Here is a 14,310-nt window from a genome sequence, read left to right on the forward strand (position 1 = left end):
GGCCTCCACTCTCGCGACAAAGCCGCAGGCAGGCGAGATACGCTGAGGACCTCGCATGGTAGATCGAGGACATACGGAGATCGTGGTGCAGCCCGTGGGGCCAAGCGGTGACGATCGTTCCCGGGGCGGGGGCATCCCCCGGCTCGACTTCAACCCGCCCGACGAGCGGGTCCCCGGCTTCGAGATCATCGACCTGGCCACCCTGCGCGAGCGGCGCGGACGCCGAGGGGGTCGGCCGGACGCGGTGCACCGTGTCGACTTCCACACCCTCACTCTCGTCACGGAGGGCGGCGGGGAGCACGCGATCGACTTCGTGACCCACCCCTGCCGCCCCGGCACGCTGTTGTGGATCCGCCCCGGCCAGGTTCAGCGCTTCCTGGGCGAGGGGACCATGGACGGCACGCACCTGCTGTTCACTCCTGCCTTTCCGCCTCGCTTCAGCAGTGCCGACCGCCTGGTCAACGAGTGGTACGGGGCCGTGTGCCGGCAGTTGGGCGCACGGCAGGAGTACGCCGTCGTGTCCACCTTGCTGGGGCAGATGCGGGAGGAGTACGAGCGGCCGGACGGAGCCGGGTCGGCGGAGATCCTCCAACTCCTGCTGGGCACCTTGCTGTTGCAGATCGACCGGCTGCCGCAGCCCGGGGGTGACGGGGACCCGCACGCGGGCGGGGACGTCTACGCCCGCTTCCGCGCCGAACTGGAACGCTCCTACGCGGCCACGCGCCGGGCCGCCGACTACGCCCACCGCCTCGGCTACACGGTCAAGACCCTCACCCGAGCCTGCACGGCGGCCACCGGGCAGACCGTCAAGCACGTCATCGACGGCCGGGTCGCCCTGGAGGCCAGGCGCTTGCTCGCGCACACCGACGAGCCGGTGGCGACGGTCGCCCGCCGTCTCGGCTTTCCCGAGCCCACCAACTTCGGCAAGTTCTTCACCCGCCACACCGGGGTGACCCCCGGCGTGTTCCGCCAGACCCATCAGAGCCAGTAGTCCGTCGGCGCGGGCGGTGAGCGATGAGACCGGCCGGCCAGGGCCCGTTGTGCGGCATGATCGGTGAACGAGGTGCGAATACGAGGAGAGGTGTGCCGAAGCCGTGGACGAAGAGGCAGCGATCTCGTCGCCGAAGGAGGCCGCGAACAACCCGCTGGTCCTGGCCTTCGGGCGGCTGCAAGGGGCCGCGAACCGGCTGGAGTACATCCTGGGGCGGGCCCTGGAGCAGGAGTGCGGCGTCAGCCATCTCATGTACGAGGTCCTGCTCATCCTGGGACGCGCCGACGAGCCCGGCCTGTCGATGCGGGCCATCGCCCAGGAACAGGTGCTGACCACGGGCGGTGCCACGCGTCTCGTGGACCGGATGGAGGCCGCCGGTCTGGTCGAGCGCGCCGAGGACCCCGGCGACCGGCGGGGCCGCCTGGTGCGGCTCACCGCGCTGGGGGAGCGGACAGCGGTGCGGGCGTCCCAGGTGCATGTGGAGAACATCCGTCGCTACTTCCTCGAGCCCCTGCCGCCGGAGCACCGCGACCGATTCGCCGAGGACCTGCGCATCCTGAGTCACTCGGCCCGGGATGTGCTGCCCCGCCTGCCCTGACCGGCAGGGGGTGTGACGACCGTCACAGGAACAGAGAAATATCTGACTGCACAGATACTGTTGTGTCAGGTGAACGGCCCGCACCCGGCGGGCGCCACACCCCTCGCGAGGTCTTCGATGAAGCTCGTCTATGTCTTCGATGCCTACTGCGGCTGGTCGCACGGGTTCTCCGGGACCCTGCGCGAGGTCGTCTCCCGTCATCCCGGCCTGCCGGTGGAGGTGGTGTCGGGCGGCCTGTTCACCGGGTCGCGGAAGGTGCCGATCAGTGAGTTCGGCTATGTCCAGGGAGCCAATGCGAAGATCGCCCGGTTGACCGGCGCCGAGTTCGGTGACGGCTACGAGCGGCTGATCGCGGACGGCTCGTTCGTGATGGACTCCGACGCCGCCGCACGCGGCATGGCCGCCCTGCGCCAGGCCGCCCCGGAACGCGCCGCCGAACTGGCCGCGGACCTCCAGCGGGTGTTCTACGCCGACGGACTCAGCCTGTCGGACGCCGCCACCCACCGAAGGGTCGCCGAGGACGCCGGGCTGGACGCCGACGCCGTGGTCGCCGCCTTCGAGGCGTCCGGGGCGCAGGCGGCGGCGGAGTCCGACTTCCGCCGCGCGGCCGAGCTGGGCGTCACCGGGTTCCCCACTCTTCTGGCCGTCGACGGTGACCGCGTCATCGTGCTGGCCCACGGCCACGCCACCGCCGACGACGTCGACCAGCGGCTCGCGACCCTGCACTGATTGCTCTCCCGTCCTCAAGTGTCGTCACGTCCTCAATGTCCTCACGTCCCCGCAAGGAGCCACCCATGAGCACTCTCGCGTTCAAGGTCCTCGACCTCGACTTCCCCGCCGGCAGCAAGAACAAGACCGCCACTCTCGTCACCGGTGAGAACGAGGCACTGCTGGTCGACGCCGGCTTCACCCGCGCCGACGGACACCGTCTCGCCGCCGAGATCCTCGACTCCGGCAAGAAGCTGACCACCGTGTTCGTCAGCCATGGCGACCCCGACTTCTACTTCGGTGCCGAGATCCTCGCCGACGCCTTCCCGGAGGCGAAGTTCGTCGCCACCCCGCTCGTCATCGAGCACATCCAGCACTCCTACGAGGGCAAGCTCAAGGCGTGGGGGGCCCTCGGCCCGAACCTGCCGACGCGGCTGGTGGATCTCGAACCGCTGACCGGCGACCTCATCCTGGAGGGCCACCGCTTCGAGCTGAAGGGCGGCCCGGCGGAACTGCCCGACCGCCACTACCTGTGGCAGGCCGAACAGCGTGCGATCCTCGGCGGCGTCCTGCTGTTCCAGAAGGAGCACGTCTGGGTCGCCGACACGCCCACGCCCGAAGACCGTTCCGCCTGGGTGCGGCTGCTGGACGACATGGCGGCCCTGGAGCCGGAACTGGTCGTGCCCGGCCACCGTCTGCCCGACGCCCCGGCGGACTCCTCCGCCATCACCGCCACCCGCGACTACCTGCTCGCCTTCGAGGAGGAGCTGGGCAAGGCGGCCGACGGAGCCGCGCTCACCGAGGCGCTCGTCCGGCGGTACCCGGACAACGGCATGCTGATCGCCGCCCAGATCGGCGCGAAGGTCGCCAAGGGCGAGATGAAGTGGGGCTGACCGCCATGGCGTACGAAAGCACCGACTTCGCCACCTCCATCGCCCCCGCCGAGGTCGTACGCCGTCAGTATCTGGCCTCGGCGGCCGGTGACCTCCAAGCGCTGCGGGCCACCCTCGCCCCCGACGTCGAGTGGACGGAGATGGCCGGCTTCCCGCTGGCCGGCACCTACCGCACCCCCGAGGGCGTCACCTCGAACGTCATGGAGCGGCTCGGCCAGGACTGGGACGACTGGACCGCCCACGACGACACCTACGTCGTGGACGGCGAGAACGTCGTCGTCCTCGCCCGCTACACCGCGGCCAACAAGGCCACCGGCAAACCGGTCGACGTCCGCGTCGCCCACCACTTCGTCGTACGCGGCGGACTCATCGTCCGCTTCGAGCAGTTCGTCGACACCGCACTCGTACGCGAAGCCATGAACACATGATCGGCTGACCCACGCACCACCGGCCGTACGCCGTGGCACACCGTCGCGGCGTACGGCCTTCCGCACGTGAGGAAGACCTGATGAACCCCACTGTCGTGCTGGTCCACGGAGCGATGCACACCCCCTGGATCTTCGGCCCGCTGCGCGAACGCCTCGCCGCCCGCGGCATCGAGTCCCGAGCCGTACAACTGCCCAGCAGCAGCCCGGACAGCGCCGCGGCCCAAGGACTCACCGAGGACGTGGCGGTGGTCCGCGCCGCGATCGACTCCGTGGCGGGGCCGGTCGTCCTGGCCGCCCACTCCTACGGCGGCGTCCCCGCCACCTGGGCCGCGGCCGAGGCCGGCCGGGTCGGGGAACTCGTCCACATCGCCGCCTTCGCGCTGGTCCCCGGCACCTCGATGATGGAGTGGTTGGGCGGCGACTTCCCGCCCAACTGGATCCACTCGCCCGACGGACTCGCCGTCAAGGCCGGCGACGCGGAGCAGTCGATCTTCAGCGGTGTCGACCCCGGCCTCGCCGCCGAGGCCGTCAGCCGGCTCAACTGGCAGGGCCTGCGCGCCTTCACCGAGAAGCTCGGCGCCGCCCCGACCCGTCTCCCGCTCACCTATGTCGTGGCCACCGAGGACCCCTCCCTGCCCCCGGCCGTGCAGGAGCAGTGGGCCGCCCACTCGGCGCACAGCGCCCGGCTCCCGTCGGGGCACTCCCCTCACCTGTCCCACCCGGACGAGGTCGCGGCGGTCCTCGCCGAGGCGGTCGCGCGGGTGTCCGCCCGCGCCTGAACGGCGGGAGCCGGCCCGCCGACGATCACATACGCCCCGCCGAGTCCGGGTCCGCGGCCACGATGCGCTCCACCGCGGCCGTCACCAGTTGTTCACGCTCCGCCTCCGTGAAGACGTCCGGCAGGGTGAGCTGCTCGACGATCAGCCAGTTCAGGGCCAGCATGAGCAGCTTGACGGCCATGGCGTCGCCGGGCAGGCCCGAGGCCTCGTGGTAGGCGACGTTGGCGTCGATGTCGCCCCGGACCCGCTCGGTGAGGACCTTGCGCAGTTCGGGGCGGCGGGTGGCCTCGAGGCGTAGCTCGAGCAGTGCCAGGTAGCCGGTGCGGAAAGACGCGACACGGCTGACGAGTGCACGCATCAGCTCCGCGTACGTCTCCCGGTCGCGGCCGGCCGTCCGCTGGCGGGCGATCGTGGCCTCGTCCGGCTGGAGCCGCTCATAGACACGGGCGCCGGCCTGGGTGAGCAGATCGTCACGGCTGGCGAAGTAGTTGGACGCGGTCCCGGCGGGTACGGCGGCCTCGGTGTCCACCGCCCGGAACGTCAGGCCCCGTGCGCCTTCCCTCGCCAGCACCTCGATCGCGGCGTCGACGAGGGCGGCACGCCGCTGGTCGTTTCGTCTCACCATTGACACCACTCCGTCTGTAGTACTAAGTTCAAACCACTTCAATCAGAGTACTACGTGTGGAGTCATCAAAGATGCGAAAGCTCGTGTACTACGTCGGTGTCACGCTCGACGGTCGTATCGCCGGTCCCGGCGGCGAGTACGACTTCTTCCCCAGCGGCGACGAGCAGCAGGCCGCCGCCTACTCCGCCTGGACCAACGCGCTCTTTCCCGAGACGCTCCCGACCGCCTACCGTGCCGCGGTCGGCCTGGCCGACGCACCCAACCGCCACTTCGACACCGTCGTCATGGGGCTCGGCACCTACCGCCCCGCCCTCGACGCGGGGATCACCAGCCCGTACGCGCACCTGCGCCAGTACGTGGTCTCCCGCACCCTCAAGCCCGACACCGACCCGTCCGTCACCGTCGTTCCGGGCGACCCGCTCGCGCTCGTCCGCGAGCTCAAGGGGGAGGAAGGGGCGGGACTGGACGTCTGGCTCTGCGGCGGCGGCAAGCTCGCGGGCACCCTCCTGCCCGAGATCGACGAACTGGTGATCAAGAATTACCCCGTCGTCGCCGGCGCCGGGATCCCGGCCTTCGACGGTGCCTTCGTCCCCACCGCCTTCGACGTCGCCGAGCGCACCGCCTTCCCCAACGGCGTCACCCTCACCCACCTCACCCGCCGCTAGGCCGCAGCGCGGGGCCGGGGAGGGGGCGCCGGGCGACCTCGTGGGCGTCGGCCGGCGGTGTTCCGTGACACGGAACAAGCAGGGCGGCGACATGCTGGAAAAGGCCGCGCTCATCCTGGAGAGCTTCAGTCCGAGCGGCGGATCGTTCCGCCTGGCGGAACTTTCGGAGCGCACCGAGCTGCCCAAGCCCACGGTGCACCGGCCGGCGGCGGACCTCGTCCGGCTCGGCTGGCTGGAGCGCTCCGGTCCGCACTACCGGCTCGGCGCGCAACTGTTCGAGCTGGGCTCACTCGTGCCGCACCGGCTCGATCTGCGGGAGACGGCGCTGCCCTTCCTCCAGGACCCGCATCCACGGCCACGAGGGCCTGCGACTGCCCTCCCGCATCGGCGGCAGCCTGCCGCTGAGCTGCACCGGCGTCGGCAAGGCCCTGCTCGCCTCCTCCGGCGCCCAGCTGACCGAGGAGGTGCTCTCCCGGGCGCTGCCCAGCCTCACCCCCCCACTCCATCACCGACCCGGCACGCCTGCGGATGGCCCTGGAGAAGATCCAGGTCTCCGGCCTGGCCTACGAGGAGAAGGAGGCAGCCCTCGGCGTGATCTGCATCGCGGCCCCCGTCTTCGCCGGCGGCACGACGGTCGCCGCCTCGCCCCGGCCGTCCGCACAGCGGCACTGGGGCTGTCCCGGACGCTGCGGGGCGGTGGCTGAGCGGGCAGGCCCGGCGCATGCTGAAGCTGTGCCCCGCCCCGCAGCCCCCGACCCGCCCGAGGTACCTGGCCGCCTCGGGTCGGGCCCCACGCCCCGGACTGCCGTGGCATGGCTTCCCCCGGCCGGACTGTGGCCCGCCATCCAGCGCATCCGGATCGAGCACGACCCGCAGATCCGCCGCTGGCCGCCCCATGTGAACCTGCTCTTCGGCTTCGTACCGGAGGAGGACTTCCCGGCGGCGCTCCCGCTGCTGGCCGCCGCGGCCGCCGGATGCCGGCCCTTCGACATCCGGCTCGGCGGGGTCCACACCTTCCGCCACCGGTCCTGTGCCACTGTGTGGCTCGACCCCGCGGCGGCCGGAGCCGCGCCCTGGACGGAGCTCCGGCGCGCGCTGGCGGAGCCCTTCCCGTACTGCACGGACCGCTTCCCGCGCTTCACCCCGCACCTCTCGCTCGGGCGCACCCGGGTCCCGCGCGTCCTCGCGCCCGAATGCGCCGCCCGGCTCGGCGTGCTGCACGCACGCGTGGCCGAGATCGCACTGCTCTCCCGCCGAGGTGCCGGCCCCATGCGGACACGCGCCACGATCGACCTGGGCGCCGGCGCGGTACACCAGCCGGATGTCAGCAGGCCGAGTTGGTCTGGGTGAGCAGGCCCAGCCGCCACGGGAGGCTGTTGTAGTCGCCGCTCGCGTTGGGGTTCAGGCCCTGGTACAGGTACTGGAGCTTGCAGGAGGGGATGGTCAGGGTCTGGTCGTAGCCCGCGCGGATCATCTCGCCGTGACTGATGTCCTTGGTCCAGGCACCGGCCGGGAAGGTGACGTTGCTCGCCCGCGCGAACGGGTTGCCCTCGGTGGCGGCCAGCGGGGTCCACGACCCGGCGATGCTGCCGGAGGTCCAGGAGCGGAAGTAGCGTTTCCCGTCCGAGCCGATCGCCTCGACGATCAGCAGGTACTGGTTGCTGCCCTGCACCTTGTAGACGTTGCTCGCCTCGAAGAGGGCGTACTTGTTGGAGTCCTGGGCCGCGATGGCCGTGTTGGTGAACCCGTTCGGGAACTGGGACACGGTCGTCTGCGAGCGGTACAGGTGTCCGTTGTCGTCGGAGGAGAACAGGTAGCAGTTGGCGCTGTCGCAGATCACCCACATGTCGACCCAGTAGCCGTTGCCGATGTTCTGCTTGATGACGTCCGGCATCGACGCGTAGAAGTTGCGGGGCGCGCTCCAGCCGTTCGGGTTGCTGATGTCGGTGTTGGTGGAGTACGAGGCGTTGCCGGTCTGGTAGACGAGGTACCACAGCTTCTGCGGCGCGTAGTAGAACACCTGCGGGGCGGCCCGGTATCCGGTGCCGATGGCGGTCCGGTCCAGGTAGTGGTGCGTGGCCGAGCCGGCCTGCGACCAGTCGCTGAAGCTCAGGTACACGAGTCCGTAGCCGGAGGAACCGGCGACGCTGGCGAACACGTGGTACTTGCCGTTGTAGTACACGACCGACGGGTCCTTGATCCCGGCGATGTTGTGCGTCGAGTCCGGCTTGGGCGCGATCAGCGTGCCGCTGGAGCTCCAGCCGAAGCTGGACGGAAGGGCGGCGGCCAAGGCGCGGAGGGCGGTCGCCGGCCGGCCGCCCAGTGCGGTCAGCACCGCGTTGTACGCCGCCTTCTTGTTGCCGTTGCCGTCGAACAGCAGCGGGTTCTGCCCGGTGCGCCAGGAGTCGCTGTCCCGGATGCCCCACACGGTGATGCCGGTGCAGCGCGACACGTTCATGCAGGCCTTGACGGTGTTGGTGTACGCCGTGGCGGGCGCCTGGGCGATGTCCAGCTCCGTGATCTGTACGTCCACGCCGAGGGCGGCGAAGTTGGAGAGCGTCGTCTGGAAACTGGCGGGCGGGCCGCCGGCGCCGAAGTGGGCCTGGAAGCCGACGCAGTCGATGGGCACGCCCCGGGACTTGAAGTCGCGCACCATGGTGTAGACGCCCTGTGTCTTCGCGTCACTCCAGTTCTCGATGTTGTAGTCGTTGTAGCAGAGCTTGGCCGAGGGGTCGGCGGCCCGCGCGGTACGGAACGCCGTCTCGATGAAGCCGTTGCCGAGCACGTTCTGGAACACCGAACCGCGGTGCTGGCCGCTGCCGTCGGCGAACGCCTCGTTGACCACGTCCCAGGCGTAGATCTTGCCCTTGAAGTGGCTCATCTCCGTGGTGATGTGATTGTTCATCACGCTGCGCAGCGTGTTCGCGTCGGTGATGCCGCTGACCCAGCCGGGCAGTTGGGAGTGCCAGACCAGCGTATGGCCGCGCACGCGCTGGCCGTGGGCCGTGGCGTGGTTGACGATCTGGTCGGCGGGAGCGAAGTTGAACGAGCCGCGGGAACGCTCGGTGGTGTCCCACTTCATCTCGTTCTCGGGCGTGACCATGTTGAACTCGCGGTCCAGGACGGTCGCGTAAGTGCCGTCACCGAGCTTGCCGGCCGCGACGGCCGCGCCGAAGTAGCGTCCGGACTGTGCCGCCTGGGCACCCAGAGTGGAGGCCTTCACGGCATCGGGCACCGCGGCAGCGGTACCGGAGACCGCCAGTACGGCGGCGGCCAGCAGGCCCAGCGCTGCGGCGGCTCGGCGTCGATCGGTGCGGGTGGGCTGACGCATGTGTCTCCTCGTACGGTCGGGTGCGGGTGTGCAGTGCCGTTCCGAAGCGGTGGGAGCGCTCCCATTTCAAGTCTGCTCGCCGTGCGGGCGAGGGTGATTCGGAGGGATCGGACGCAACGTGCCCGTGCGGCCCGGCGGAGTTCGATGGGGCGAACAGCGGACGACTCGTCGGGCGTTACGGATGATAGGAGCCTCGGAGGGCGCGTCAATCCCCTGCGTGGCATTCGGCTCCCGCCGTCGCAGCGAACGCGCCAAGGGAGACGTCCTGTCAGCGACGGCGGCGGGAGTTGAGCCGGGCGGCCTGGCGCGTCAGGTGATCGCGCTCGGCGAGGTTGGGTGCCTTTCGGGCCGCTTCGGCGTACAGCCGTGCCGCCGTCACCAGGTCGCCGTCGCGCTCGTGGAGGTAGGCCGCCACCGCGGTGTGGCGGGGCAGTGAGGTGTCCAGTGCCGCGAGCGCCGCCAGACCGGCGCGCGGTCCGTCGGCCTCGCCGACGGCGACCGCGCGGTTGAGCCGGACGACCGGGCTGTCGGTCAGGCGCGCGAGCTCGTCGTACCACTCGACGATCTGCACCCAGTCGGTCTCCTCGGCGGTGGGTGCGTCGGCGTGGAGTGCCGCGACGGCGGCCTGTGCCTGGAACTCACCCAGCCGGTCGCGGGCGAGGGCCGCCTGGAGGATCTCGACGCCCTCGGCGATCGACTCGGTGTCCCACCGGCCGCGCTCCTGCTCGGCAAGCGGTACGAGGCTGCCGTCGGGCGCGGTCCGGGCGGCGCGCCGGGCATGGTGGAGCAGCATGAGGGCGAGCAGCCCGGCCACCTCGGGGTGGTCGATCACGGCCGCGAGCTGACGGGTGAGCCGGATGGCCTCGGCGGCGAGGTCGACGTCGCCGGAGTAGCCCTCGTTGAAGACCAGGTAGAGGACGCGCAGCACGGTGGCGACATCGCCGGGCTGGTCGAACCGCACGCCGGAGACGGTGCGCTTGGCCCGGCTGATCCGCTGTGCCATGGTCGCCTCGGGCACCAGATAGGCCTGGGCGATCTGGCGGGTGGTCAGCCCGCCGACGGCACGCAGCGTCAGCGCGACCGCGGACGCCGGTGTCAGCGACGGATGGGCGCACAGGAAGTAGAGCTGGAGCGTGTCGTCCACCGCGGTCGCGGGCCCGGGCGCCGGCTCCTCGTCCACGAGGTCCTCACGCCGGCGGCGGGCGGCATCCGCCCGGGTCGCGTCGAGGAACCGGCGCCAGGCCACGGTGGCCAGCCAGCCCTTCGGGTCCCGCGGCGGGTCGGCCGGCCAGACGCGGACCGCCTCGACCAGCGCGTCCTGCACGGCGTCCTCGGCCGCCGCGAAGTCGGCTCCGCGGCGGACGAGGATTCCGAGCACGCCCGGCGTGAGGCTCCGGAGCAGGGCCTCGTTCATCGATGAGGTCACTCCGTGATGGTGGGCGGCGCGGCCAGGAACGGACGCAGCTCGAGCCACTCGTGGATCGGCTTCCCGCCCGCGCCGGGGGCGGCCGACAACTCCCCGGCCAGCTCGACGGCGCGCTCGTAGCTGTCGACGTCGATCACCATCCAGCCGGCGATGAGATCCTTGGTCTCGGCGAACGGGCCGTCGGTGACCGGCGGGCGCCCCTCACCGTCGTACCGGACCCACGTTCCCTCGGGGGCGAGCGCCTGGCCGTCGACGAACTCGCCGGTCTTCTCGAGCCGGGCCGCGAAGTCCTGCATGTACTGCACATGCGCCGAGATCTCCTCCGGCGTCCACTCGTCCATGCAGACGTCGTTGACCGGGGCCGGGGCGCCGCGGTAGTGCTTGAGCAGCAAGTACTTCGCCATCGTGTTTCTCCTCGGTACTGGTGCGACCCATTGTCGTCGCGTTCACCCCGGGGACGGAGCGGGTCACGGGTTCTCGACATCGCCGTCCGATTTTTTTTGAGAATCTCGGAGAGCGACGCCTCCGTTACGGGACGTCGCGAACTGTTGTCGGTGCCGTCCGTCCTTGTCGGAGGCATGGAGGCATGAACGGGGATCGACATGGCCGCGCCTGGTGCGGATCAGTTCCGGCGGCCCTCGCTGTTCGGCGGGCCCGTGGTCAGTACGTCGAAAGCGCGCTTCATGCGGTCCGGATGCTGAGCTCCGCCGCCAGCTCCTTCTCGATCTCGGACTGGAAGGCACCAAGACGCGCGATCAGTGCGGGCGATCGCGGCTTGAGGGCTGGGCTGGACGCGGGCACAGGTCGCTCTGCTGCGCGGGGACGAGCGCACCGAGCAGCTGCGGAAGGTCGTCGGCGGCGAACTGTTCACCGTGCCGGGCGTGATGAACCGCATCGTCGCTCTGACGTCTGGGACCACCCAGCACTACGACGTCGCCGACGACGCCCCGGCAGCGGTCGGATCGATCATCCGCGACGCCGAGATCGCGTCGGGCGGCCGGCTGAGCGCCGAGTCGTCTGCCCACGATGCCCGTAAGCAGCTCGACACCGCGACAGGGCGGTGGGCCGGTGCGCGATGAGGACGGTCAAGAAGGGCTGCGACCTCAGGAAGTGCCTGGCGAGTCCGGCGATTCCGGCGCGAACGGTGCCATGAGGTCGCACGCCAGCCTCAGCACGGCGTCCACGTCCGTGTTCTCGGGGTCGGCGAGCCAGGCCAGGACGAGTCCGTCGAAGAGAGCCGCGATGAGCTGCCCCGCCACGGGTGTCTCGGCAGGCAGCCGGGCGTTCGTCGCGGCCACCCAGGCGGACATGCTCTCCGTCCCGAACTGCCGGTAGGAGGCGTACTGCTCCCTCGCCAGGTGTGCGATTTCAGGTTTCCGCAGTGCCCAGGTCGTCATTTCGTACGGAGTGATCTGACGGCCGCGGTCGTCCTGCTCGATCACCCGGAACGCCGCCCGAAGTTGCTCGAGCAGGCCGTCACCGGCCTCGGTGACCGTGGTGACCGCGTTCTGGATCGGGTTGAGGTCGGCGGCGAGTACCTCCTGCAGGAGTTCGTCCTTGTCCGCGAACCAGTAGTGGACGAGGCTGCCGGGCACTCCTGCCTCTTCGGCGATCCGACGGATGGTCGCCGCCGCGATCCCCTCCTTGGCGATGACTCGGGTGGCGGCTTCGATGAGCTCGACACGCCGGCCCTCGTCACGGCGCCGGCTCGGGTTGCGGCTATCGGGCATCGGCCCATTCTCGCACATCTTGAACAAGCGATTTGGGCACTTGACCAAAACAGTTGCCCAAGTCAAACTCGCTGCAGCTCAGGAGAGGGAGGCACGATGGCAAGCGGGGCGGCCGGCGACCGGCAGCGAAGAGCTGACGGCGGGGCGGGGTCGAGCACCGGACGCGTCGTCGATCGCGCCTTCTGGAACGGCCGGCACGTGGCCCTCACCGGCGGCACCGGCGGCATCGGCCTCGCCGCGACGGAGCTTCTGGTGCGGGCGGGTGCCCATGTCACAGTGATCGCCTCGGACGGCGCCAAGGCCGAGGCGCTGCGCGACCGCATGCTGCCCAACGTGGTCGTCGCGCCCGCTGACGTGGCCGACGCCGGCGCGGTCGCCGCGGCGCTCGACCGGGGCAGGGCCGAGCACGGCGCGATCCGGTCCGTCATCACCTGTGCCGGGATCACCAGACCCGCGTACTTCCAGGACCTGACCGACACGGATCTGCGGCGGCAGATGGAGGTCAACTACTTCGGCACGCTGTACCCCGTCCGTCTTGCGCTGCCCGACCTGATGAGTGGCCGCGGTGGCAGCATCACCTGTGTCTCCTCGGCGGCCGGGCTGCTCGGCGTCTTCGGCTACGGCGCCTACTGTCCCGGCAAGTTCGCCGTCCGCGGCCTGTGTGAAGTCCTCCGCCAGGAGTACCGGCCCCACGGCATCACCGTCACGGGCGTCTACCCGCCGGACGTCGACACACCGATGCTCACAGCGGAGCAGCCTCTCAAGCCGCCGGAGACGCTCGCCCTGTCCAGCGGTGAAAAGCCGCTCACCGCCCTCGCCGTCGCGCGCGCCATGCTCAAGGGAACCGAGTCCGGCCGGGCCAGTGTCGTTCCCGGGGCGAGCACCAAGGTTTTGAAGTGGGTGGCCGGCGCCGCCCCCGGCCTGCTCTTCCGCTACATCGACGCGACGATCGCACGGGCCCGCAAGGGCGACGTCGGACGAGACGCGGCCACGCGGGCCTCGTAGCGGCTGCTTCACCTTTCACACCTCGGTGTCCCCTGTAGGAGGAGACATGAACTCGGTGCGTGCCGCTGTGCACGCCGTCGATCCGGTCACCAGACTGGGGCTGACGGCGTCCTTGCGGAGTGGCCCGCACATCACCCTGGCGGAGGTGACGGAAGCCGAGGCCGTGGTGGTCGCGGTGAGTTCGGTCAACGCCTCTGCGCTGGAGCTGCTGCGCGGGCTGCCTGCGCCGGCACAGGCCCGTTTCGTGCTGGTGGCCGACGGCGGTTGGTACGCCGACCCTGCCGCTGTGGCCGAGCATCGGGTACGGGCGGTGCTGTGGCGAGCGGAGGCCGATGCCACGGCGGTGGTGCGCGCGGTGCGCGTCGTCGCCGTCGGGCAGGCGTGTCTGCCCCCGGTCGCGCAGGGCAGACTGCTCGATCAGCTCGAACACGTCCAGCGTCAGGTTCTCGGTCCCCGGGGCCTGACCGCCTCCGGGCTCAGTTCCCGGGAGATCGACGTGCTGCGTCTCATCTCGGAAGGACTGACCCTGTCCGAGGTGGCCATGAAGCTGAGCTACTCGGAGCGCACCATCAAGAACATCATGTCCGCCGTCATGCTCCGCTTAGGCCTGCGCAACCGCGTGCACGCGGTGTCCTATGCCATCCGTGCCGGACTCATATGACCTCTCGACCGGGCCGGACCCGGCTCCACAGGGACGTCCGCGACCCCAAGGGCAAGGCGGTCACCTGGACCTCGGACTGGCCTATGGCATCCAGTACTTCGGGCAGGGAAAGGTCCATCGCGTTCAGCAGGGCAAGCGTTTGATGACAGTTTCCGCGCCACTGGTTGTGCTTCTCGGCCTCCTCGTATTCGGCGGCACTCATTCCGATGCTTTCGGCCAGCATGCTCACGGTGAACTGCCGGGCCAGCCGAAGCTCTGCCAGGCTTCGAGGCTTTTCGATGCCCATCAATTCAGTGGTCCGGCACCACAGAACATCCGCCAGTGCGAACAGTTGTTTCTCGGTGGGGCGGGAGGAACCGCTCTCCCAGGAAATCACCAGGTTCGGATCGGCAGGGACCGCAAGGGCGTTCAGCTGCCCTGCCACCTGCTCATGTGACATGCCGAGACGCTGTCGTGCCGCTAACGCGCCG

At 70.3% G+C, this 14,310-nt stretch carries 17 protein-coding genes and 1 pseudogene; 12 read left to right on the forward strand and 6 right to left on the reverse strand.

Going from position 1 to position 14,310, the window contains the following annotated elements; all coding sequences use genetic code 11:
• The first annotated feature begins 55 nt into the window (after positions 1 to 55).
• The 6 genes from ACH45E_RS05440 to ACH45E_RS05465 all read left to right on the forward strand — a co-directional run bounded on the left by ACH45E_RS05440 (position 56) and on the right by ACH45E_RS05465 (position 4,397).
• Entirely contained in the window at positions 56 to 991 is a 936-nt protein-coding gene (locus ACH45E_RS05440) for an AraC family transcriptional regulator (RefSeq protein ID WP_361444582.1), read from the forward strand.
• A gap of 103 nt (positions 992 to 1,094) precedes the next feature.
• Entirely contained in the window at positions 1,095 to 1,589 is a 495-nt protein-coding gene (locus tag ACH45E_RS05445) for a MarR family transcriptional regulator (RefSeq protein ID WP_361444579.1), read from the forward strand.
• 117 nt (positions 1,590 to 1,706) lie between these two features.
• A complete protein-coding gene (locus ACH45E_RS05450) occupies positions 1,707 to 2,318 on the forward strand; it encodes a DsbA family protein (RefSeq protein WP_361444576.1) in 612 nt (203 codons plus the stop codon).
• Between the two features lie 65 nt (positions 2,319 to 2,383).
• Positions 2,384 to 3,190 carry an MBL fold metallo-hydrolase gene (locus tag ACH45E_RS05455; protein WP_361444573.1) on the forward strand — a complete coding sequence of 269 codons (807 nt, stop codon included), beginning with the start codon at positions 2,384 to 2,386 and terminating at the stop codon, positions 3,188 to 3,190.
• A gap of 5 nt (positions 3,191 to 3,195) precedes the next feature.
• Positions 3,196 to 3,618, forward strand: a complete 423-nt coding sequence (locus tag ACH45E_RS05460; protein WP_361444570.1) for a nuclear transport factor 2 family protein — start codon at positions 3,196 to 3,198, stop codon at positions 3,616 to 3,618.
• A gap of 80 nt (positions 3,619 to 3,698) precedes the next feature.
• Positions 3,699 to 4,397, forward strand: coding sequence for an alpha/beta hydrolase (locus ACH45E_RS05465; protein ID WP_361444567.1), 699 nt, complete (start codon positions 3,699 to 3,701; stop codon positions 4,395 to 4,397).
• 25 nt (positions 4,398 to 4,422) lie between these two features.
• On the opposite strand, the gene ACH45E_RS05470 is transcribed toward ACH45E_RS05465, so the two are convergent.
• Positions 4,423 to 5,022, reverse strand: coding sequence for a TetR family transcriptional regulator (locus ACH45E_RS05470; RefSeq protein WP_361444564.1), 600 nt, complete (start codon positions 5,020 to 5,022; stop codon positions 4,423 to 4,425).
• A gap of 71 nt (positions 5,023 to 5,093) precedes the next feature.
• Here ACH45E_RS05470 and ACH45E_RS05475 point away from each other — a divergent pair, with 71 nt between their 5' ends.
• The 3 genes and pseudogenes from ACH45E_RS05475 to ACH45E_RS05485 all read left to right on the forward strand — a co-directional run bounded on the left by ACH45E_RS05475 (position 5,094) and on the right by ACH45E_RS05485 (position 7,037).
• Positions 5,094 to 5,687 carry a dihydrofolate reductase family protein gene (locus ACH45E_RS05475; RefSeq protein WP_361444561.1) on the forward strand — a complete coding sequence of 198 codons (594 nt, stop codon included), beginning with the start codon at positions 5,094 to 5,096 and terminating at the stop codon, positions 5,685 to 5,687.
• A gap of 91 nt (positions 5,688 to 5,778) precedes the next feature.
• Positions 5,779 to 6,391, forward strand: a pseudogene (locus ACH45E_RS05480) (IclR family transcriptional regulator).
• Between the two features lie 28 nt (positions 6,392 to 6,419).
• Complete coding sequence (locus tag ACH45E_RS05485; protein WP_399040047.1) at positions 6,420 to 7,037, forward strand: 2'-5' RNA ligase family protein; 618 nt, start codon at positions 6,420 to 6,422, stop codon at positions 7,035 to 7,037.
• On the opposite strand, the gene ACH45E_RS05490 is transcribed toward ACH45E_RS05485, so the two are convergent.
• From ACH45E_RS05490 to ACH45E_RS05500, 3 genes are all read right to left on the reverse strand, one after another.
• Positions 7,012 to 9,018 carry a non-reducing end alpha-L-arabinofuranosidase family hydrolase gene (locus tag ACH45E_RS05490; protein ID WP_361444555.1) on the reverse strand — a complete coding sequence of 669 codons (2,007 nt, stop codon included), beginning with the start codon at positions 9,016 to 9,018 and terminating at the stop codon, positions 7,012 to 7,014. The genes ACH45E_RS05485 and ACH45E_RS05490 overlap by 26 nt on opposite strands.
• A 268-nt stretch (positions 9,019 to 9,286) precedes the next feature.
• Complete coding sequence (locus tag ACH45E_RS05495) at positions 9,287 to 10,432, reverse strand: DUF6596 domain-containing protein (RefSeq protein ID WP_361444951.1); 1,146 nt, start codon at positions 10,430 to 10,432, stop codon at positions 9,287 to 9,289.
• Between the two features lie 8 nt (positions 10,433 to 10,440).
• Complete coding sequence (locus ACH45E_RS05500; protein WP_361444552.1) at positions 10,441 to 10,848, reverse strand: YciI family protein; 408 nt, start codon at positions 10,846 to 10,848, stop codon at positions 10,441 to 10,443.
• 477 nt (positions 10,849 to 11,325) lie between these two features.
• On the opposite strand from ACH45E_RS05500, the gene ACH45E_RS05505 reads away from it, so the two are divergent.
• The gene (locus ACH45E_RS05505) at positions 11,326 to 11,523 is read left to right on the forward strand and encodes a hypothetical protein (protein ID WP_361444549.1); all 198 of its coding nucleotides are present in this window, start codon (positions 11,326 to 11,328) and stop codon (positions 11,521 to 11,523) included.
• 24 nt (positions 11,524 to 11,547) lie between these two features.
• Here the strand turns inward: ACH45E_RS05505 and ACH45E_RS05510 are convergent, their stop codons facing one another.
• Complete coding sequence (locus ACH45E_RS05510) at positions 11,548 to 12,174, reverse strand: TetR family transcriptional regulator (RefSeq protein ID WP_361444546.1); 627 nt, start codon at positions 12,172 to 12,174, stop codon at positions 11,548 to 11,550.
• 96 nt (positions 12,175 to 12,270) lie between these two features.
• Here ACH45E_RS05510 and ACH45E_RS05515 point away from each other — a divergent pair, with 96 nt between their 5' ends.
• Entirely contained in the window at positions 12,271 to 13,179 is a 909-nt protein-coding gene (locus ACH45E_RS05515) for an SDR family NAD(P)-dependent oxidoreductase (protein WP_361444543.1), read from the forward strand.
• Between the two features lie 145 nt (positions 13,180 to 13,324).
• The gene (locus ACH45E_RS05520; protein WP_361444540.1) at positions 13,325 to 13,840 is read left to right on the forward strand and encodes a LuxR C-terminal-related transcriptional regulator; all 516 of its coding nucleotides are present in this window, start codon (positions 13,325 to 13,327) and stop codon (positions 13,838 to 13,840) included.
• Here the strand turns inward: ACH45E_RS05520 and ACH45E_RS05525 are convergent.
• Positions 13,833 to 14,279 carry an XRE family transcriptional regulator gene (locus ACH45E_RS05525; RefSeq protein ID WP_361444537.1) on the reverse strand — a complete coding sequence of 149 codons (447 nt, stop codon included), beginning with the start codon at positions 14,277 to 14,279 and terminating at the stop codon, positions 13,833 to 13,835. The genes ACH45E_RS05520 and ACH45E_RS05525 overlap by 8 nt on opposite strands.
• Between the last annotated feature and the right edge of the window lie 31 nt (positions 14,280 to 14,310).

It is taken from the genome of Streptomyces sp. NPDC020299, from assembly GCF_044387825.1.
Classification (GTDB): domain Bacteria; phylum Actinomycetota; class Actinomycetes; order Streptomycetales; family Streptomycetaceae; genus Streptomyces.

What these genes read in the sequence shown, in the direction of transcription:
- ACH45E_RS05515 (WP_361444543.1), top strand. Translation starts at nt 12,271, where the DNA reads ATGGCAAGCGGGGCGGCCGGCGACCGGCAGCGAAGAGCTGACGGCGGG.
- ACH45E_RS05455 (WP_361444573.1), top strand. Translation starts at nt 2,384, where the DNA reads ATGAGCACTCTCGCGTTCAAGGTCCTCGACCTCGACTTCCCCGCCGGC.
- ACH45E_RS05500 (WP_361444552.1), bottom strand. Translation starts at nt 10,848, where the DNA reads ATGGCGAAGTACTTGCTGCTCAAGCACTACCGCGGCGCCCCGGCCCCG.
- ACH45E_RS05470 (WP_361444564.1), bottom strand. Translation starts at nt 5,022, where the DNA reads ATGGTGAGACGAAACGACCAGCGGCGTGCCGCCCTCGTCGACGCCGCG.
- ACH45E_RS05465 (WP_361444567.1), top strand. Translation starts at nt 3,699, where the DNA reads ATGAACCCCACTGTCGTGCTGGTCCACGGAGCGATGCACACCCCCTGG.
- ACH45E_RS05490 (WP_361444555.1), bottom strand. Translation starts at nt 9,018, where the DNA reads ATGCGTCAGCCCACCCGCACCGATCGACGCCGAGCCGCCGCAGCGCTG.
- ACH45E_RS05525 (WP_361444537.1), bottom strand. Translation starts at nt 14,279, where the DNA reads ATGTCACATGAGCAGGTGGCAGGGCAGCTGAACGCCCTTGCGGTCCCT.
- ACH45E_RS05495 (WP_361444951.1), bottom strand. Translation starts at nt 10,432, where the DNA reads ATGAACGAGGCCCTGCTCCGGAGCCTCACGCCGGGCGTGCTCGGAATC.
- ACH45E_RS05440 (WP_361444582.1), top strand. Translation starts at nt 56, where the DNA reads ATGGTAGATCGAGGACATACGGAGATCGTGGTGCAGCCCGTGGGGCCA.
- ACH45E_RS05450 (WP_361444576.1), top strand. Translation starts at nt 1,707, where the DNA reads ATGAAGCTCGTCTATGTCTTCGATGCCTACTGCGGCTGGTCGCACGGG.
- ACH45E_RS05460 (WP_361444570.1), top strand. Translation starts at nt 3,196, where the DNA reads ATGGCGTACGAAAGCACCGACTTCGCCACCTCCATCGCCCCCGCCGAG.
- ACH45E_RS05510 (WP_361444546.1), bottom strand. Translation starts at nt 12,174, where the DNA reads ATGCCCGATAGCCGCAACCCGAGCCGGCGCCGTGACGAGGGCCGGCGT.
- ACH45E_RS05475 (WP_361444561.1), top strand. Translation starts at nt 5,094, where the DNA reads ATGCGAAAGCTCGTGTACTACGTCGGTGTCACGCTCGACGGTCGTATC.